The organism is Fulvivirga sp. (genome assembly GCF_040218215.1).
GTDB lineage: Bacteria > Bacteroidota > Bacteroidia > Cytophagales > Cyclobacteriaceae > Fulvivirga.
The window spans coordinates 126,194-145,677 of the sequence record NZ_JAVJQL010000010.1 but is presented as its reverse complement, the minus strand read 5'-3'; the positions used below and the strand labels follow the sequence as shown (position 1 = coordinate 145,677).

Genomic DNA, 19,484 nt, shown 5'->3' with positions numbered 1-19,484 from the left:
TGGGAGCAAAGAGTGATACAAAGTCTGCAGTTTCGCCATCTTCTGTTATAAAATTGAAGTTGGCATCCTCGGGTTTATTATATATTCGAAAACCGGATATTTCAACTGAATTGAATTTCATGAGTTTCCCTTTATTTTTGTGATTAGTTGATCATATGCCTCTTCTAAAGGTTTAGCTAGGATTTTCTTATTCTTCAACTTTTTATCTTTTAACACACTATAAATTAAGGGGTCATGTGAGAATTCAGTATCCCCGCTTCTATTAGTATCCTCTTTAATAGTTAATTCGTTATTGACATGTTTTTTAATAAGCACTTCAGCTGACAATGAAGCATCTTCTAAGATTTTACGGCTGGAAAATGTGTTGTTCTCTATGGTATATTTTAAGTTTAATTCCTCTAGTTCCTTAGACATCAAAAAGAACAAATAGATATTCCATTTTTCAAAACTTGTTTCTAGATGGGTTTGATAATTCAATGCAATGCTATTCGTGATACCTTTCCAGTTTTCATGTAAAAATTTCTCATCAGGTATTTTAAGAAAGAGACAATGAGCTCTACCTTTTTCCAATTCAACAATTGAGTTTTCAATTGTCGTCTCTGGGAAGTCGTTTTTAAATATTTCCCCAATGTTATGGTAAGAGTCTTTCATACAATTCTTTTAGTAATGGGTAGCAATCGGCTGGTTTCATATCCAAAAAACCCGCATCAAGTTCTAGAGCTGCGTATTCTTTGAATGTCGTCAGACTTGTGTATTTAAATCGGTCAAATGGGAATTCCCTTGCCTCGGCTATGTCAATTGTGCCAGTAGCAATTGATTGACTTTGCATTTTTTGAAAATCTCTTCGAGCAGAAGATATATCTAAAATTATTTCACCTAAGTTCAAAATACCTTCTGTTCCTCTACTGGGGTAGACCTGTTTAGATGCATATATGACAAGGCCCATGTCTTTTAAATCTTTATAATCTAACTTCCATAAATCCTGTAAATGCTCATTAAGGAATGGCTTATCAGTATCTGAATAGAAAAATCTAATTTTACTAAGTATGTCCGTTAAATCTCCTTTATTATGAACTTTATCTTTTACGATATTTAAAATCACTAGTAACTCTAACCAAAACGTCCATACTTTTTTTCGCCTTAACTCAACATTATCTTGGTCCTTTATTAATAGGCGTTGTTCTCCTAAGAAGGATCTTAATTCTAGTGGCGTTAGATCGCTCTGCTGTATAAATTGAGCCTTAGCAATTAGTAAGTCTGATAGGGCAGCTTCTTCCTTATTTATTCCCGCTGATGCAAATTGAAATGTATCACCAATAAGCGAAACAAAGGATTTGAGAAATACAGGTAGTAATTCTACAAGCTTTCCCTGGACTTTGTAGTTTTCAATTATTTGTTCAAAGTATCTTACTGGAACGAAGCCTATTTCTCCAAGTGGTAAATTGACATCGGTAGCCATTCTACTCTGTATTCCAGTTACAAAAACATTTGATGACCCGTCATATCTCATTATACCACCACCTGAAGTTCCTTCGATCTCTTGTAGGGTAAGAATGTTATCTTTTAATTTAGCAACGTCAAAATAATTACCTGAATGCTTAAAGCTTTCTACAGCAAAATTTGCGTAATTATTTCCTGCCCCATCTTCATGTTGAAGTCTGCCGGGAAATCCGCATAAAAAATATTCATCACTTAAGCGTTTTTCTCTAATGTGGATACTTTCAAAACCCTCGCGATAAGGTATTTTCAATATTGCAGCATCTGCCTCTGTATGTGGAAAGAAATTTTCTTCAAATTCCAGGGTAAAGGTATCTAAAGTGCTGTTCCAGCTGTTGCCATCGTATTCTAAAAAAGTAACGGGTATTTCACTGCCATTAGCAAAGAATTCTTCATGTTTCCCAGTTTCTTGATTTTTATTTTGGAAAAGATGTTTTGCAGTTAGAATGTAGGTGCTATTTTCATCCATAGGCTGAAACACGCATCCACTACCAGTGCCTACTTTTGCCGTATGTTTTTTTAAATCGTTTGCACTCATTCTTCAATATTGAACTCTGAAATTAGTTTAACTTGGACATCTGGGTAGTCCATTTTATCCTTTTCTGTTAATAGATTATCTGTAACTCTCTCGTAGTTTGAGTATATGACTGCTTTAGGATTTTTTGCAACTATCCTCGCAATAACACATTTATGTGGGTGACCATGACCTGAACTATTTGTGCTTATAACGTAGTTCTCTGTATCAACCAATTCAAACAACTCTTTATTGTTGTTTGCTTTACTACCGTGATGTGCTACCTGCATAAATTCAACCTTTACTGGATTTTCTTTTGAATAGCCCAAATCTTTTAGAGCACTGCACACTTCCTTGGGATGTGAATCTGCAAGCAATAAAAAGCTTTTATCCTTGTAAGTAATTAAGGATGTTATGCTGCTTCCATTCTTTTCACTTCTATCTTGTTTGAATCGAAAGGCTGGTTCTGCTTCTTCGGCTATTATGTCGCTAAGATTTTTAGACCAGTCGTTTCCAGCAGCCGTATATCTTACATCACCTGTTTTTTCATGATAGTGCTCTAACAAATTTTCTAGTTGCTTATGTGTTGGTGTGAGAACATTGATTTTTAGATTAAAATCTTCACATTCCAAGTCTTTCATTATAACACCGTCTCGGTCAAGATTATGTTTTTGTAGAAACTTTTGAAATTCGATTCCTTCATCTACTCCAGTATAAACATTTGAACCATCAGCAATGAATAGATTTAAGTCCTCATTCTTAGGTTTTTTCAAATAGTTGGCAATGGCTTCACCAGAATTGAACCATACTTCGCGTATAATGCTCGGTGCATTTTTATCTTGTTCAAACCATTTGAGAAACCCTTCAATGTGATCATTATCTATATGAGATAAAATGAGTAAGTCTATGTTTTCTCCACTGCCTTTTATTTTATCGATCACCTTTTTCAAAGGACCATTTCTTCTTACCCTATCAAAATAAGTTAACTCTCTACCACCATCAATTAATATATTTCTTGGCTTACCTTCACTATCGCTGAAACTGATGGCTATGGAGTCACCATTTTCTGCTTGTAAAAATTTAACAATCATTTTTAATCTCTCATTAGGGTTAATTACTATTGTGCGGACACCCTTTTATGCTTGCACATAACAACCGGATATGAACATCTTCCTTTAAGTAAACCTTTGTAAGCGTTTATACACGGCTTTGTTTTGCTTTAAAATAGCCATAAAATATCATTAATTATCACATTATTGAGATAATTATATGGATGATTATCAGTACAGCTGTGATCAAGTTTTTTAAAACGAATGACTAATTCCTAAGCGCGTTAGCTATTCCGTTACCTTTATATCGCTCTTAAGCTCTAATAATTTTTGAATAAAAAGCTCATTTGTTTTAGGGCTAATGTAAATCTCATCGTACTTACCGTATTTAATGATAAGTCCGTTTGTGGAGGTAGCAGGTTTCAACCCCACCCACAGGGTTTTGCCCTTAATAATCTCCTTTATTTTTTCAATCTCGATTTTACCACGAATGGGTCCACTTCTGTAACTCAAAGTATGCTGTGTAATACTATAGCTGGTGCCAAAGTAAACCCAAAGCACTAGCCCTGTCAGACATAGGGTGAAGAATAGTGTTATATATTTTGTTTCACCTGATAAACCGTTGGTTAATACCATAGCCATAATCCATATGAGCAGCCCCAGGGTACCAAGCATCACCGAATTAAACAGTATGTCCTTTTTGCTTTCGAATTTCATACTTGATAAAAATAGCCATAATATATTATTTTTTGTAATGTTTGACAGAGGTCTGGGCCTGCGAGTCCTTTTAAGGTGACTCCTAAGAGCTAGAAATAGAACTGTATCCTATTCTCCACCAGTTTCATAAACTGTCCGTTGGAATTTGTCTATCAGGGTGCCCATTTTTTCCATTACGGCATCAAACTGCCCTGATTCATCAAGAAGTTCCGTATCCTTCTCGCGGGCTTCTTTTGAGGGATACTCACATTCCCAAATAACATGAGGGCCTTCTCCATCTGTGGAGGTATTTAACAATACCCTGCCAACGGCCAGCCCAAGTTGCTTTCTTACTTCACTTGCATGTAGACGATGCTGGTACACTTCTTCAATTTTTCCTTCCTTAGCCCAATATTGGTTCATGACAATGATTTTCTTCCCTTGAGCTAAAAGATTAAAAGAAGTAAAGGCAAGGATAAGTATTAGCGGATATTTTATCTTTTTCATTTCAGTTGGCTTTAACAATAAACAACTAATAAGCATTGATTTACAGGTTTTAGATACCTTAAAATAGGCAGAATTTAACATTATCTCATAATGCTTGAGATGGGTGGTAAGATTTACATTATGTGAAAAAAGAACCGGATTGGAAACCCTACAATAGTGCTTCGGAATTTATAATTCAAAAGAGGCTGTATTACTTTTCAGCTCGCTGCCTACTCCAATAAAAAATTAAGTTCATCACAAGTTTTGCTCGGAATGAACTCAGTCAACTCGTAATCGGCTAAACCATTTATCTTAAAAGGATCCTTTTCAATAATTTTCATTAATTCAGATTTGCTATCAACTTTAGCCAGAATTATTCCTCCTGTTCTCGGTACTTTTCGGCCAGAGGCCAGGAACACCCCTTGTTTATATTGTTCATTCAAAAAGTCAATATGCTCGGTTAAATACTTGTCAATGTTTTCCAGTTCAGTTTTGTAAGTAAGATTGATGATGAACATATCTGTAGTTTTTGGTTTTACTTAGTGAATGTGCTTTTATATGAAAAATGAGCTCTTCGGAATTTACAAATTCCGAAGAGCTTGAAGAGCTCGAACAAAAAAAAGACCTGCATTTCAGGCCCTTTCTTATTTATCACTGTGGAGACAGATTACTTAAACCCTATTTCTTCAAGTGCCTTGTGACTAACTTTTATAGCCTCCAATGGCTTCATATTAAATGTCTGGTCTTGCTCTACGAAATAATACTTCATACCTGACGCTTTTTTCTCAGCTAGTATTTTGGTAAAATCAATAGTACCATTGCCCACAGGCGCAAACTTTCCTTCTTCATCCATGTCTTTCACATGCCATGCTATAAAGCGGCCTGGGTATTTTTCAAAATAGGCAGTCGGACTGGCCTCTGCTTTAGTCACCCAAAACAGGTCCATCTGAAAGTTCACATGTTTTGGATCAGTGTTTTCCAATAAGTAATCAATAGTGACTATGCCATCAGCATCCTTTTTATATTCAAAGTCATGGTTGTGATACAATAATTTAAGGCCGGCTTTGGTACACTTTTCACCAAGGGTATTTAGTATCTCGGCCAGGTTAGCAGCGCCACCGGTCATGCCCATAGATTTGGTTTCTGGATAATACTTAAAATGACCCATGGGTGGTATAGGCACTACCAGGTATTTAAAACCTACTGCTTTTAAATCAGCAATAGTTTGGTCAGCATTTTCATAAGTAATGCCTCCCTGGTGTGAACTTATTGGTTCTAAACCCAACTCACTGAGCGTGTTTTTAAATTCTGTAGGAGTCATCCCATAAAATTTGCCATCACTATAGCCTGCATCTTCCACATATTTGTAACCGGCATCGGCTACTTGCTTCAGCACGCCTTTAGGATCATTTTTCATGTCATCGCGCACGGTGTATAGCGCCAGCCCTCCAAATTGCTTCTGAGCAACAGCACTAAGCGAGAAGCACGCAAAGAGGGCAATCGTTAAAATCCGTAATCTTAAATTGTTTTTCATTTTAGGTAGTTTTTAGATTTATAAAGTAGATAGTTAAGTCGTGTTAAGATCGTGCAAACGATTTTGGCCTATTAAAATAGCAATTATTTGGTTAATGAAGGGTTATTGATGGTAGTTAATGAACTTCCAACTAATATTTTAATTTAAGGGTTTTATTCTACCAAGTTGAAAGAGCCTACCTTCTCTTCTGTTAAATAGAGGTCTTCAAATCCAGCGCTGATCTCACTATACACTTTCTGATTTTCATTAATAAAGTCTTCATAAGCATGCTTGCTTACCCATGTGTCTATAAGCATATAAGTTTGAGGCTCTTCATCACTTTTATGAAGAAAAGAGCCGCCATAATTTTCGGATTGTGCAAATAGCTTGTTCCATGTGCCATTAGGACCATATTCAAACTCAAACTGTTCTAAAGAATCAGGCTTCACTTTATACTTCCAGATTACAGAATATTTCGATGCAGTTGTCATTTATAGGTATACCAATAATTCAATGATTTTTAGAGGCTTAAAGTAGCAATAAATTTTTTAAAGGCTTGCTTTTTAGTTCATCAGGTTTAGCAAAAAAGGATAGCTTTGCACACCTTTTGAAAATGAGAAAATTAAGCATCATTATAATCATTTGCCTGATCGTGTCAACGGCTTCGGCTCAAAAGAGGTCGATAGGTAAGGAAATTAAAACTGACCTTTGGAACGGTGGCACGACCATTATTAAAACTTATGCCCGTCCTTTTCATTGGCAAAAGAAGCAATGGCTACAGTTTGGAGGAGTGTTGGCTATTGCTGGCGCAGCCTCTTTTCTGGATGAACCTATCAATGATTTTTGGCAGGCAAATCAATCACGCACGCTTTCGCGCATATCAACGGTTGGCGACTTTATGGGCCAGCCGGAAAACAATTACCCGGTAATGATAGCCACCTGGGCGACAGGCATATTGGTGAACTCACCAAAAATAAGAGATACGGGCATCATGATTTTTGCCTCGGTAACCACTTCTGGGTTGCTACAAACTGGCCTAAAAGAGTTGGTCGGCAGGGCCAGGCCTGCTGCTGATCAAGGTGCTTATGAATTTAGGCCACTTAGCGGTGGGGATTATCATTCATTTCCTTCGGGCCACACTATGCTTGCCCTTGCCACTTCGTGGATTTTAGCCAAGCAGTTTGAACCTCTTTCTTTGAAACTGCTTTTTTATTCAGTGCCTGTTGTAGTAGGCTTTTCCAGGGTTTATGATGGTGCGCATTGGTTTTCAGATATCATTTTAGGCTCTGCACTGGGTATAGCCTGTGCCGAAGCGGTGCATAGAATTTATACCGATCTGAAAGAAGACGGGAAAGAAAGCAGGATTAGTGTTTTGCCTACAGGCAGAGGTATTAGGCTGGCTTATCTTTTTTAATTGGGCAGAAAGCTTACAAGGGTTCCAAAATCCGGCAGGCCTTATTCAAGTGATACAAAAAGCTGGGATTTTATCAACCACTTTCCAGAGGCTTTTGTCCATTGAGCAGAGTATTTTCCACCAATTATAGCCTCTTCTCCTTGTTCAGGATCATAGCCTTTCCAGGTGCCAGTTTCCCAAGCCAGGCCTTTAGCCTCATTTACATTAACTTCCAGTGCTGTTCTTATCCAGTACATCTTGCTTTCACCTGCTGCTAAAATGTAGTTTCTAAGGGCCTCCTTTCCAGCGAGTAGTGTTCCATTTCCAGTGGTTGTTAGTACATCTTCCGTCAGGAAGGAGAGTACGAGGTCATTGTCATATGCCCGAAGTGCATTGTTGGATGCCTCTCTTATTTTCCGGATTTCTTGTTCATCTTGCTGCGCAACGGATTCTGAAATGCTCCAGAAGGAAGTGAAAATAATCACACCTACGATTAAGCAATTTTTGTATAAGGTTTTGGTGGTTGTCATTCTTGTTGCCCTAAAAATCTTGATTGTTGTTGAGATTTCTAAATCAATTTTGTTTTTGTTCTATTAATTTTTTAATCAAAGTAACTTGCCCTAAATGATAATAACTATGCTCGATTTGAGCTTCAATATTTCGTAAATAGCTTCCATACTCTTCTTTCACAAATGGTTCATTCAATAATTTGTCGTCCATTTTTTCAACGTGGCTTATAAAATTTTCGGCATTGCTCACAAACTCATTCACTAATCTACTCCAATCCATCTCTGATTCAATTTCAGGCATATCAAAACTGTATTTATCTTTAATTTCAAGATTCCCACCTTCAAACACATTTAATACTCCTTTTAGATAGTAGTTTATATGAAAGGTTAATAGAGCAATAGTGTTCATATTTCCTATTCGTTGAATTGCATGTCTCCAGTGTGTAGTTGTTATCTGTTCTTTTAAATTAGTGTTAGCAATCCACTTTCCGTTCAATAATACTTCTCGCAGTCGGTTAGCTAAATTCTCACTCATTTTCACTTTAAACTTTAATGTTCCAACGCATAGTAAGTGCCCTCACTTACCATTTCTTGGCTATTTTAGAGCCTCAACCTGAGCCATTATGGCTCAGGTCGGGATACTCGATTGCCCACAGTTATTTATCCGTTATGCTTTTTTTCAGGTACTGAAACGATTGCCACTCTTTTGAAGGGTAATCTTCTATTATTAGACTTGAATCTCTTGAAATGACCGTATTTACTATTCCGCTGTGAGCTGGATATGTTTTAGAATTAATTTTTAGTTTAGTCAGTTCAATTATTGCACTTTCAATCAATTCAATTTGTTCGCTGTTCAATTCGACACTATCTATTGTTTTTTCCAACTCTTTATACTCATACCATTTTTTTGTTTTTTCGTTTTCATTTGGTGGTTTTGGTGGCTCATAAGAACCCAAATATCTCGAATAGTTTGCATAAATTTTTTCTCCATCAGAGTAAATTACTATAATGTCAGAGTTTCCGCCCCATTCTCCGAATTCATCGTCAGTTTGAGTAAGTTCAACTTGGTTCCACCTGTCGATATATTCGAGTTTAATTTGGCTTCCAGCTTTAGCCTTTTCCAAGTTAGTAACTTCTGTTGCATCCTGCTTATCGTTCTTATTAGCACAATTGGCAAACAATATTCCGATTATCAATATTAGCAGGATTTTTTTCATAATTGTGGCAACGGTTTGTATATGGAAAGTTACGGTTTTGTATGCGAGGATTTTCCGCAGGAAAATCAGAAGTAGCAAAACAAGCAACCTCCATCGGTTTAGAACTAAAATAGCAATTTTTTATATACGTTGTGTGTGCCCAGCATGGGCATCAAGTATCTAAGATACCAAATTATTCCAGAGGTTGTAAGTCCCTTGTGTGCGGGAGTCGTGTCCCGAAGCACTAGCAAGTCGCACGCGTGTCGCTGAAGCTTTAGCGTAAGCACAAGGTGGTCTACCGTGAGGTTTACTCCCCAGTTGTCGCCATACTTTGCATGGTGACATTAATGCATGCCTTCCACTATGCAAAGCATAGTGTGAACGGAGCATGTTTGTACGCTTTAGGTTTATTTACATGTAAAGAAAGATTTCTTTACAGCCTGCCTATTAGCCAGACAGAACCTTTATACACCACATACAGTTTATATCTGCTTCATTCATTAATTTTCCGTATCGGTTGTAGAATCAAATTCATTATGCAGCATATCTGGCGTGTTATAATTATTGGCTTGCTTGCGGTTCTCATTCAGCCGGCATTTTCTCAAACTACTGCTGATGATATAAAGGCGCTTGAAAAGAGTGTGTCGGATTTCTACGGTTTAGACAAGCTTAAGGCGCTCAATAAAATAGGGGAGTACTATCTGAAACACGAGCACAAAAAGGGAGCTAAGTACACCAAACAAGCAGAAAATCTAGCTGATGATATTTTTAATGAGGGCAATGTGTTGATCAATCAGCGTGATATTGTGCATCAGGCTACAGCTTGCTATCTGCATGGTGTGGCTTTATACCAACAGGAAAAATATAATGATGCAGAAAAGCGGTTTTTGAAAAGTGCAGAACTGGCAGCAGCTATAGAAGACAATCTCAATTTTGACCGATCACAGGTTATGCTGGCTAAGCTGGACTCCATTGGAGTGGAGGAAGAGGGCTTTTTAAAACGCACCATTGGACCGCTCGGTGTTGGTGATAAAATCACTGCGGCTTCGCAAGACATTAAGATCAATACTATTTTAAGTATGGCCAGTTCGCATGAGAAGAAGGGCAACTATCCACGTGCCATTGAGAACTACAAGAAGGCAGCCCAGCTAATGAAAAATAAGGGTGATGCCAAGGCCATTGCTGATGTACATGCAAAAATAGCCAGGCTCAATCAAATGGACAGTAACCTTACAGAGGCCATTGCTTATTATCAAATTACGCAAAACTATTTCGAAAAACTTGGTGATACGGTAGCCGTGGAAGAGTCAAAGGAAGGTTTGCGCAATGTCTTTGATCAGGTGAAGGAGGTAACCAAAGAAATAGATAGAAAACAGGCCATTCAATCGCCAAAACTGCTCATGCCTAAAGTGGTGGAAGATGATAGTCTTGGCCAGGCCATTAACAATTATCGGGAACTGGCGCTGCAATTTGAGGCTAAGCAGGACTATACGCAGTCGCTTAGGTATTACAAACTCTATAATGAGCTAACCTCAAGGCGACTGGAAGAAAGGCAGAAAATGATTTTGGATAGCGTGGAAATGGTGAATCAGGCGCAGCAGATTCAGCTGCTACTTCAGGAGAACGATCTGAACGAATTGCAGCTTTCCAAGTCAAGTTCAGAGCTGGAAAGGGCTTCTACTTTCAGAAAAGGCCTTTTTCTGGGCATCATATTTTTAGCAGCATTGCTGGCTATATTTTACTGGCTTTTTGTAACCAAAAAGAAGGCACATACCAACCTGCAAACCACCTTTTCCAATTTAGAAATGACCAAAGGTAAACTGGTGCAGGCCGAGCAAAAAATTAAAAAACTACTTGGGCAGCAGGTGTCTGATGATATTGCTGAGGCGCTGCTAGCTGAAGAGGGAAGCGCAGAGATCAAAAGTAAATTTGTGTGTGTCATGTTTCTTGATATTCGTGATTTCACACCTTTTGCCGAGGCGCGGGAACCACAGGAAATCATCAGCTATCAGAATGATGTGTTTGGCTTTATGATTGAAATTGTAGCCAAACATCATGGTGTTATCAACCAGTTTATGGGCGATGGTTTTATGGCTACTTTTGGTGCCCCTGCATCTTACGGCAATGATACTAAAAATGCCTTCTTAGCCGCGATGGAAATAGTGGCAGAGGTGAATGCCAGAAGTGAGGCTGGAACCATCGAGAAAACCAGGATTGGCATTGGCCTGCATGCCGGAGAGGTGGTAGCTGGCAATGTAGGCACTGAAATCAGGAAGCAATATTCCATTACTGGAAATACTGTAATAACAGCAGCGCGAATAGAGCAGCTAAATAAAATCTATCATTCTCAATTACTAATTTCAGAGGAAGTAGCCACTCACTTAGATAAGCATGATTTTGCCTTTGATGAGATGATAGAAACCAAAATCAAGGGCAGAAAAGATCTGATTAAGATTTATAAGGTAGCCTGATTGAGCTTTGTTATGAGATGGCAGCGGCAATTCTGTTTTTAAGGGCAGGTAAAACATTATCCCCAAACCACGGGTTCTTTTTCATCCAGATGTTGTTGCGAGGCGAGGGGTGAGGCAAGACAAAATAATTGGGCAGATAGGCTTCATAATTTTTGACTGTTTCGGTCAGGCTTTGCTCAGATTTTTGCAGATAATATTCTTGAGCATATTGGCCAATGAGCAAGGTTAGTTCAGTTTCCTTTAAATGATCAAGGACTTTGGAATGCCATTGCGGGGCGCATTCAGGTCTGGGTGGCAAGTCACCACTTTTGCCAGTGCCTGGGTAACAAAACCCCATCGGAAGGACGGCAAATAAAGTTGGGTCATAGAATTGTTCGTGAGTAACACCAAGCCATTTTCTTAGGTTGTCTCCACTTTTATCGTCCCAAGGCACCCCACTTTCATGTACTTTTCTGCCTGGCGCCTGACCTATGATTACAATTTTGCTTTTAGGGTTTGCAGCCATTACAGGCCTATGACCATGAGGTAATGGGCACAAAACACAAGTTCTTATTTCTTCTAGCAGTTGGAGCATCTTATCAGATTAATTGCCTGGGCATAATAGTAAAAAACTTGTTACTATTTATGAATGCCAGTAAAAAACAGGTCTGATGTTAGTCTGCTGACAGTATTTCAGGAGGTTTGATCACCAGTTTTCAGTTTTACCATCGCTGAAAACATGCCCTGACTGAATGATTGAAGTCATGATAAAGACTTGATCAGGTTCAATACCAAGGTGTTTTTCGAGCAAACCAGATAATGAGCTTTGGATATTTTCAATCTCCTGCTTTGACCATAGGGAGGGAAGAAAGAGGTTAACCATAACGGCATCTTTATTTCCATACTGGACAAAATCGGTAAAAACATTGATGGTAACGTCATTAGGGCTTGCGCCTATTTTATCAGACCATTCCGCCACAATACTGTTGAAATCAGTTTTGGCAGGTATTTTAGTGTTGATGTAGCAGTTGGCAATTGGCATTTTTTAAATTTTGATTCGTTTGCCAGTATCCTGTCTATTGTCCCAAAATGATAAAATGTTAATTCGATCATTAGTGATTTCATAGAAAATTAAATATACCTTCATAACAACTACCCTGGTCTTCTTATTTTCAGTAAGTCGCCCAATAAACTCACTTTCAGACAGCGTATTTAATATATCGTTAATTTCATCAAGGAGTTTTAGGCTATAGTTGGTATTTCCATTTCTTTGGTTGTAGAATTCTAGGGTCTCCTTTAGTTCTGAGTTAGCTCTGGAAGACCAAATTATTTGCTTTTTAGCCATTCCTTCATTTCTGTCATTACCTGCTCATGTTCTTTGGAAGCGCCATTTTTTATGTCTTCACGCCCTATATCAATGGATTTTTTTTGTTGCTCATTTAATTCATAAAGGGATTGCTCAGAACTATCAAAAATGGTTTGAAGTGCTCGAAGAAAATTCAAGTCTTTCGAGCTCTTTATCCTGGATATCAGGTTTTTCTTTAGTTGTATATCACTGTCCATATTCCCATTTTTTCCTACATTAAAAGTATGAATTATATTCCAAAAGTGCTATTACAGGAATATTGTAAAATCCAATACCAATATTTCTGTGTTAATGCAGCAGTTGGCATTTTATTATTAATCAGTTTTCCTTCTTCAATATCTTCACAATCCTGCTATTTATAATTTCTGACAAGTTCCACAGGTATAGTTTGGAATCAGTGGTGCTGTAAAACTCAATGATAACAGCATCAATATCTTCATGGTATTTAGCAAAACTTTGGTAGCCTGGAACCCAGCCCCCATGTTCATATTCGTAAACGGAAGAATATATCTCCTGCTCGCCATTTTTAAATATTGAACCATCGTTCAGAGCCCTCAGGAAAGTCCCAACATCTTCTGCTGTAGCCAACATGCCATGATCATCTTTCTTGAGGTCATGGGGATGTCCTTGATGATAACCACTCATCACATAGTCAATATTTACATCACTTAGTGATCCGAAGGTGTGATTAAGATTCAGTGGAGTAAGTATTTCTTCCTGAATGAACTGGAAATTTGGATAGCCAAGTACATCATCCATAATCTTATTGATCAGCAGATAGTTTGTATTGCAATATTCATAGTCGCTCCCTGGTTCAAAGTTGGCAGGCTTATCGAGTATCAATGCCAGGCTCTCTTCATAAGTCTTAGTTGGAGCGGCCCAAAAATTGTAAGCGTCCGTAAAGTTTGGGATACCACTTCTATGCTGTATCATCAACCTCAAGGTAATTTTATCGGCATTTTCTATTCTGCCTACAAGCTCAGGCAAATAATCAGCAATGGTTTTGTCCAGAGAAAGACGGCCATCGCTTACCAATTTTGTTACTGCTACAGCATCATACAGCTTGCTGATACTTGCTATTTTAAATAGCGCTTGAGGTTTGGCAGGAATCTTAGCCTCCCTATCATGCCATCCGGCAGCATAGTATTGAGGAGGTTTTCCAGCTTGATCCACATAAACGACCATTCCTTCAAATCCATGGCCAATGGCCTCATCTAACTGCTCCTGGACCGTGTCTGGTAATGGGAGTATCCATGCTTTTACGAGAAGCCAGGGCACAAAGAACAAGGAAGCCACAGTGCCAACGAAAAGTAGTATTCTGATTATTCGCTGTGATTGTTTTTTAGTCAATTGTTATTAATTTTTTTGACTGATATCCCCGAATTAAGAAAGCACATCTAATGACCCAAATAATAAATGAACCTTCAATTATTCGTTGCAACAGTCCAGTATAATTTGAGTTAGGGTTTGACAGTAAGATTCCGATAAAAATAAAGCAAAAAAGGCCAAAAAAGACCGAAAATCTGGCTAAGCTATTGTGAGCTTTTAATTTCTGTAAACCAAGCCCTATAGCAATGATGCTTGCTGGCACAAAAATGTAGGTCAGAAGACCTGTTAGGTTGTGAATTATCTGCGAGATGCTAGGGTCGATGAATTCTTTGTTACATCCGCTATCGCACGGGAACACGCTAACAATAACTGTAGCTAAACCATAGAAAATGCCAATTCCCCAAAAACCAACCTTAATCAAATTTGATTTAGGAAATTTTTTAAGTGCTGAAAATGCAAAGAATGTCAATAGGAGTCCGCAAGGGAAATAGGCTAAGAATCTTAGGGCTTTCCCATAGGGAGTATCAATGGCATATGATTCACTGATATATTGTGAAATATGGCTATAGTCGTTGATCTGCAAGCCCCCTAATATGGCAGCGACAACAAATAATGTAACACCAACAATCCCCGACCAAAAAATGATATTTTTACTCATTGCTACAGATAAATTGTTAATCCCATGATATCGCAACCTTCCCTCTGGTTCTCATAGATTCTATATATGCTATAGCTTCAGGAATCTCAGAATAGGGATATGTCTTTTCAATGTGAGGTTTTACATTACCTTCTTTTATTAGCTTGGCTAAGGTATTTAAATCTTCATTATTGGCCGCGGCAGTAAACACACGAAGGGAAAACTTACTAAAAATATTTTTAAGCAATACAGCCATCATGTGCCCCATAGTAGTAAATCCTACCATAACACCACGCTTTCCCATTCGTTTATAATCAGCGTAATTTAGGTTGCCGTTGGTGTCTACTACCAAATCATATTTCCCGGCATGCTGATGAATGTTTTCCTGATCGTAGGCAATTACTTTGTCAGCACCAATTGACTTCACAAAATCTGCATTTTTACTGGAGCAAACTGCAGTAACCTGTGCTCCATAGGCTTTAGCAATTTGTACTGTAAAATGACCCACTCCGCCCGAAGAACCGTTAATCAAGACGGATTCCCCTTCTTTCAGTTTTCCTTGAGTGATTAATGCCTGCAAAGCTGTTAATCCTGCAATAGGTACAGCGGCCATTTCGATATCATCTATTCCATCAGGTATGTGACCGCAGGCAGTTTCAGGTACACAAGCATATTCTGCAAAAGCACCGCCATCCATAAATTCACCAAAAACCCTGTCTCCAACTTTAAATTTGGTCACCCCTGAGCCTATTTCTTCAACAATGCCTGCAAAGTCAGCACCGAGTATATTGTCTTTAGGTTTAAACAAGCCCATAGATAGTCTGGCAAATAAAGGTTTACCTCTTAGTATATGCCAGTCTGCAGGGTTTACAGAATTTGCCTTAACATGGATCAGTAAATGTTTTTCTTTAACCTTAGGCCTATCTACTTCTTCTAACTTAAGAATTTCGGGGCCTCCGTATTTGTGTTTTGTAATTGCTTTCATTTCAAGATTAGTTTGAGGGCTCTAGCAGGTTAAATATCCAGATATCAATACCCGTTTTACGGGCAAGTTTTTTTAGCTGTTTAAAGCGAATCCTTGAATGTTAAAATAGCCCTATTTATTCGATTATCAGAACATTTCAAAGTAGTCTGCGACCATTAAGCACTTCTGTTCATCCATTTAGCGCCAGCGTATTCTTCTGTCTTGGCGGCAGCTTCCCTGTTATTCAATATCAGGTGGGTTTTGTCTTTTTGGATGCTTCTATAGCCCAATAAGTGGAAGAACTTTTTAGCAAAGAATCTGGCTATTTTGAGGTTTACCAAAAGTCTGTTTCTTTGGCCATTGGCCCAGTGGATTCCCGGCAGCCAGGTAAGCATATTGTCAAGTTTAAACTTTCTTAAAACCCTGGAAAGTCTCAAAAAGAAGGGCTGAATCCTCCTGATCATATAGAAGCCATCGTCACCTTTAGCCTGATACAGGGGCATAAAGATTTTAGCAGTTTTATCAGCGGTTATCTTATTGCCATTAAGCTGCGCCAATGTCTGATTTTTCTTTACAGTTTGGAAATTGACAAAGCCGGGTTTCATTTTGAATACCGCTGCATTGTTTAGCTTCAGGCTGTCATATACCTCATAGAAACCGCGCGAGTCTACCGTGCTTTTAGATAGCATTTCATAGTGGTGATGATAATTGGCCACTTTTTTATTGATAACCCCGGCATAAACCAAAGTTAGAAAAATAAAGGCCACATGATTATCAATAGAGTATAACCCATCATGTTGACCACCCTCAAAACCAAATGAAACGTATCCCTGCTCATTGATGTAGCTTAATATCGGCCCCTCTATAAACTCTTCTATACCAAAAATAATTGGCAACGGATATTGGCTTACAAAGTCTCGGTTAAGCGAACTGTCATTAACTGTTAAAAAGGGTATCGACTCGCTGGAGGTAGTATGCAAATCCATGAAATAATAGGGTGGAGGGTAATCATTAAGGAGTTGCTTCAACTCTTTATTAATGTCTACCAGTTCATCCTCATCTTCATTAGTATCAGTTAGCGTGGCATTATTTACAATGTCCATTCTATCGGAAGTCCACAACCTGTTGAGGTCCTCCTGATTAAACCTGATACCTTTTGATAGTGCGGTAAGGTTACCGCTGATTGCAAAAATATTACCTCTAATTATTTTCTGTTTTGGCCCCAGCTCTTCCAATACCCGTTTTAGTGCAAAAATGCCTGAAGGTTCATTCCCATGAATGCCTGCCGTAAAGATTACAGTTGGCCCAGGGAGGCCTCCATTTATTTGACCAATTATTCGGCTGATTTCTATGGCCTGTCCTAATGGTTTGCTGTGGATCTTAACCATAATTTAAACCTGTTAAATCTTTTATGGTAATAATGCCCACCAGGTGCTGATCCTGAACTACAGGCAAGCACCCGTATTCATTTTTCTTCATCAGGGCAATGGCATCCTTAATCTCTGTGTAGGGCTCAACGGTCAATACTTTTTTGGTCATTATTTCTGCCACTGTCTGGTCCTGATCTTCAGCATCTTTTTCTTTGAAGCGCTTCATGTGGGTCCAGGTGAGTAGGCCTGTTAGCTGGCCTTTTTCGTTTTCTACCGGCACGTGATGCACGTTTTTCCAAAGCATTATGCTGGTGGCCAATTCAGCACGGTCATCTTCATTAACCACAAACAATTGGGTAGACATAATATGGCTTACCAAATGGGCGGTCTCATGAATTCTGGGTTTCGGCTCAAGTGGTGGCCACTCATGTACAGGCTTGGACGTATGCTGGTTTTTGTGGATTGACTTGGTGAGGGAGATCAAAGCATCATCCTGATTCATGCCTTTGCGCAGCCTTCGGTAGTTTTTTGTCATCCACTCAGCACCTGTCTGTCCTTTGGTCCGCTTTTCTATAATCTCAAGGTACCTGTTGATGTCTTTGTCCTGAATACCGGCATTTTTAAGCCCTGCATAAGCAATGGGCAACAGATCGTTGATCACCAGTTTCTTTACTGATACAGCCTTACCATTCCATATGAGTATGGATTCCTTACCAGAGCGGGCAGCTTTTATAAAATTGCCTTTGGCATCCTTAAAATCCATTACTTGTTCCATGCTATCATAAGTGGTAGGCCTGCCAATCATAAGGCCTACCCAAAAAGCGAAATTTGCCATTTCATCTGCTACACTTGGGCCTGATGGTATGTACCTATTTTCTATTCTTACGTGAGCGATACCGTTATGGGCACCAAAGCACGGCCTGTTCCACCTGTAAATTGACCCATTGTGCAGGTTAAGCGCAGATAGTTTAGGAATACCACCATTGGCCAAAACCTCCATGGAATCTTCAATATCATCTTTAGTAAAAAGGGCCTTGTGCCTGACAATGTCGTTTTTATAGATTTCGGCAATAGAACCCTTTGCCCATTGAAGTCCAAAAGACACTCGCGACTGCTGATCTTTAAGTGCATAAGAAGAGGTACGGGTATCTATACTCTGCTGAAACAAGGCAATGCGCGTTTCACTCCATAGTTCCCTGCCCAATAATAATGGTGAGTTGGTGCAAATGCCTAATACAGGACCCGATATGGCCTGAGCCCAGTTATAACTGGATACAAAATCACCAGGTGGCACTTGCAGGTGTATCTGAAAGCTCGTGTTGCAGGCTTCAAATAATACAGAATCATGCCTGATCGATAACTGATCGACCCCTCTTATATTTAGGTCAAAATCATCACCACGCATAGCTTTGGTCATTTCATTTAGCGCCCAATATCTTGGGTTGGGGGTCATGAAGTCGAGCCCCAGTTCGTTTTTGCTGATGGTAGGGAGAATGCCCGTTAGAATAATTTTGGTATTGTTTTCAACGGCTACCTTTTCTGCTTTTTTCAGTAGCGTCCTTATCTGCTTTTCGACTAATTCAAAGCAATCATTGCCTAGTAGCTGAGGATCCAGGTTAAGTTCCAGGTTATACCGGGCAAGCTCTGTAGTGAAATGCGGGTCACCGATTTTTTCAAGCAGCACCTCACCATTTTTAGCAGGTCGCCAGTTTGGGGTGATAAGGCAAAATTCCTGCTCAGCGCCTATTCTGTAGACATTATTTTCTATTTGATTGTTCTTGAGCATCAGCTCCAGCGCACTGATGTCATTGAGAAGATGCTTGATAAACCTTGCTCTTTCCTCCTTTTTTTGAACAATTGATATACTATGCTCACCCATATCTCAAATAGCTGCTTTTTAAGCAATTAACTTTTGACAGGTGTCAGTATAGAAATTGATTTATGGCATGAAATGGGAGGAGGGAATGGGTTTAGTGGGTTTATAATCGTTAGTTTAGAAAAATAAATAGGCGATTTTGATGCTCAAAACTTTTGATATAACAGAAAGTTGAGCATAAGCCAAAAACCTTGACGTTATTACTAATTCAACTATTTATCATATACATTGATACCATCCTGTTTTTAATTATAGTAGAGCCAATAAGTTAATAGTATGGCTGTCATATTGTAAATTCCGTGAGCTATTATTGGAGCTGTCAATCGTGTGGTTGTTATGAATAGTAAAGTGTACATAATAGTCGGAATAAGAATATCAAACCAATCTAATGCAGTAACTGGCATATGACCGAATGAGAATATAATAATAGACGAAATTGCAGAAAACCATAATCCTGTTTTTGGGTTTTTAAAGACATCTTTAAGAACATTAATGAAATAACCTCTGTTAAAGAGCTCTTCTGTTATTCCACCTCCTATTACTCCCAAAGCAATAAATGAAATTGTTCCAATTAAACTTCCATCATACATCCCCAACATTCCATTGATATCAGTACGGTTTATTCCGCCAGTGTTGGGT

At 38.7% G+C, this 19,484-nt stretch carries 23 protein-coding genes; 2 read left to right on the top strand and 21 right to left on the bottom strand.

Features of this window, described 5'->3' with window-relative positions; all coding sequences use genetic code 11:
• Positions 1 to 117: 117 nt before the first annotated feature.
• The 8 genes from RIB54_RS03965 to RIB54_RS03930 form a co-directional block, all read right to left on the bottom strand.
• The gene (locus tag RIB54_RS03965) at positions 118 to 651 is read right to left on the bottom strand and encodes an ABC-three component system middle component 1 (protein WP_350099388.1); all 534 of its coding nucleotides are present in this window, start codon (positions 649 to 651) and stop codon (positions 118 to 120) included.
• The gene (locus RIB54_RS03960; RefSeq protein ID WP_350099387.1) at positions 632 to 2,035 is read right to left on the bottom strand and encodes an ABC-three component system protein; all 1,404 of its coding nucleotides are present in this window, start codon (positions 2,033 to 2,035) and stop codon (positions 632 to 634) included. The genes RIB54_RS03965 and RIB54_RS03960 overlap by 20 nt, the downstream gene beginning before the upstream one ends.
• Positions 2,032 to 3,102 (bottom strand): ComEC/Rec2 family competence protein, encoded by a 1,071-nt coding sequence (locus RIB54_RS03955; RefSeq protein ID WP_350099386.1) that lies wholly within the window; start codon positions 3,100 to 3,102, stop codon positions 2,032 to 2,034. Before RIB54_RS03955 ends, RIB54_RS03960 begins: the two co-directional genes overlap by 4 nt.
• Before the next feature lie 246 nt (positions 3,103 to 3,348).
• A complete protein-coding gene (locus RIB54_RS03950) occupies positions 3,349 to 3,777 on the bottom strand; it encodes a PH domain-containing protein (RefSeq protein WP_350099385.1) in 429 nt (142 codons plus the stop codon).
• Positions 3,778 to 3,885: 108 nt separating this feature from the next.
• Complete coding sequence (locus RIB54_RS03945; RefSeq protein ID WP_350099384.1) at positions 3,886 to 4,263, bottom strand: hypothetical protein; 378 nt, start codon at positions 4,261 to 4,263, stop codon at positions 3,886 to 3,888.
• A gap of 209 nt (positions 4,264 to 4,472) precedes the next feature.
• Entirely contained in the window at positions 4,473 to 4,760 is a 288-nt protein-coding gene (locus RIB54_RS03940; protein WP_350099383.1) for a YciI family protein, read from the bottom strand.
• Between the two features lie 149 nt (positions 4,761 to 4,909).
• Positions 4,910 to 5,776: a sugar phosphate isomerase/epimerase family protein gene (locus RIB54_RS03935; protein ID WP_350099382.1), complete on the bottom strand. Its 867-nt coding sequence runs from the start codon at positions 5,774 to 5,776 to the stop codon at positions 4,910 to 4,912.
• Positions 5,777 to 5,928: 152 nt separating this feature from the next.
• Entirely contained in the window at positions 5,929 to 6,246 is a 318-nt protein-coding gene (locus RIB54_RS03930) for a hypothetical protein (protein WP_350064535.1), read from the bottom strand.
• 122 nt (positions 6,247 to 6,368) lie between these two features.
• Between RIB54_RS03930 and RIB54_RS03925 the strand changes: the two genes are divergently transcribed.
• Positions 6,369 to 7,169 carry a phosphatase PAP2 family protein gene (locus RIB54_RS03925; RefSeq protein WP_350099381.1) on the top strand — a complete coding sequence of 267 codons (801 nt, stop codon included), beginning with the start codon at positions 6,369 to 6,371 and terminating at the stop codon, positions 7,167 to 7,169.
• Between the two features lie 41 nt (positions 7,170 to 7,210).
• Here the strand turns inward: RIB54_RS03925 and RIB54_RS03920 are convergent, their stop codons facing one another.
• The 3 genes from RIB54_RS03920 to RIB54_RS03910 form a co-directional block, all read right to left on the bottom strand.
• Entirely contained in the window at positions 7,211 to 7,678 is a 468-nt protein-coding gene (locus tag RIB54_RS03920) for a YybH family protein (protein ID WP_350099380.1), read from the bottom strand.
• A gap of 43 nt (positions 7,679 to 7,721) precedes the next feature.
• Positions 7,722 to 8,192: a DinB family protein gene (locus tag RIB54_RS03915; RefSeq protein ID WP_350099379.1), complete on the bottom strand. Its 471-nt coding sequence runs from the start codon at positions 8,190 to 8,192 to the stop codon at positions 7,722 to 7,724.
• 121 nt (positions 8,193 to 8,313) lie between these two features.
• Positions 8,314 to 8,874 (bottom strand): hypothetical protein, encoded by a 561-nt coding sequence (locus RIB54_RS03910; RefSeq protein ID WP_350099378.1) that lies wholly within the window; start codon positions 8,872 to 8,874, stop codon positions 8,314 to 8,316.
• A 515-nt stretch (positions 8,875 to 9,389) separates the two neighbouring features.
• Here RIB54_RS03910 and RIB54_RS03905 point away from each other — a divergent pair.
• Positions 9,390 to 11,324 (top strand): adenylate/guanylate cyclase domain-containing protein, encoded by a 1,935-nt coding sequence (locus RIB54_RS03905; RefSeq protein ID WP_350099377.1) that lies wholly within the window; start codon positions 9,390 to 9,392, stop codon positions 11,322 to 11,324.
• 10 nt (positions 11,325 to 11,334) lie between these two features.
• Here the strand turns inward: RIB54_RS03905 and RIB54_RS03900 are convergent, their stop codons facing one another.
• From RIB54_RS03900 to RIB54_RS03855, 10 genes are all read right to left on the bottom strand, one after another.
• Complete coding sequence (locus RIB54_RS03900; RefSeq protein ID WP_350099376.1) at positions 11,335 to 11,898, bottom strand: uracil-DNA glycosylase family protein; 564 nt, start codon at positions 11,896 to 11,898, stop codon at positions 11,335 to 11,337.
• A 111-nt stretch (positions 11,899 to 12,009) separates the two neighbouring features.
• Entirely contained in the window at positions 12,010 to 12,345 is a 336-nt protein-coding gene (locus RIB54_RS03895) for a hypothetical protein (RefSeq protein WP_350099375.1), read from the bottom strand.
• Between the two features lie 3 nt (positions 12,346 to 12,348).
• The gene (locus RIB54_RS03890) at positions 12,349 to 12,648 is read right to left on the bottom strand and encodes a type II toxin-antitoxin system RelE/ParE family toxin (RefSeq protein WP_350099374.1); all 300 of its coding nucleotides are present in this window, start codon (positions 12,646 to 12,648) and stop codon (positions 12,349 to 12,351) included.
• Positions 12,630 to 12,866, bottom strand: a complete 237-nt coding sequence (locus RIB54_RS03885) for a hypothetical protein (RefSeq protein ID WP_350099373.1) — start codon at positions 12,864 to 12,866, stop codon at positions 12,630 to 12,632. The genes RIB54_RS03890 and RIB54_RS03885 overlap by 19 nt, the downstream gene beginning before the upstream one ends.
• Positions 12,867 to 12,987: 121 nt before the next feature.
• Positions 12,988 to 14,019 (bottom strand): serine hydrolase domain-containing protein, encoded by a 1,032-nt coding sequence (locus tag RIB54_RS03880; protein ID WP_350099372.1) that lies wholly within the window; start codon positions 14,017 to 14,019, stop codon positions 12,988 to 12,990.
• Entirely contained in the window at positions 14,012 to 14,656 is a 645-nt protein-coding gene (locus RIB54_RS03875) for a DUF998 domain-containing protein (protein WP_350099371.1), read from the bottom strand. Before RIB54_RS03875 ends, RIB54_RS03880 begins: the two co-directional genes overlap by 8 nt.
• Positions 14,657 to 14,672: 16 nt before the next feature.
• Positions 14,673 to 15,620 (bottom strand): NAD(P)-dependent alcohol dehydrogenase, encoded by a 948-nt coding sequence (locus tag RIB54_RS03870; protein WP_350099370.1) that lies wholly within the window; start codon positions 15,618 to 15,620, stop codon positions 14,673 to 14,675.
• Between the two features lie 155 nt (positions 15,621 to 15,775).
• Positions 15,776 to 16,987: a succinylglutamate desuccinylase/aspartoacylase family protein gene (locus RIB54_RS03865; RefSeq protein WP_350099369.1), complete on the bottom strand. Its 1,212-nt coding sequence runs from the start codon at positions 16,985 to 16,987 to the stop codon at positions 15,776 to 15,778.
• Positions 16,980 to 18,848, bottom strand: coding sequence for a CBS domain-containing protein (locus RIB54_RS03860; RefSeq protein ID WP_350099368.1), 1,869 nt, complete (start codon positions 18,846 to 18,848; stop codon positions 16,980 to 16,982). Before RIB54_RS03860 ends, RIB54_RS03865 begins: the two co-directional genes overlap by 8 nt.
• A gap of 242 nt (positions 18,849 to 19,090) precedes the next feature.
• A complete protein-coding gene (locus tag RIB54_RS03855; protein WP_350099367.1) occupies positions 19,091 to 19,444 on the bottom strand; it encodes a CPBP family glutamic-type intramembrane protease in 354 nt (117 codons plus the stop codon).
• Positions 19,445 to 19,484: the final 40 nt, after the last annotated feature.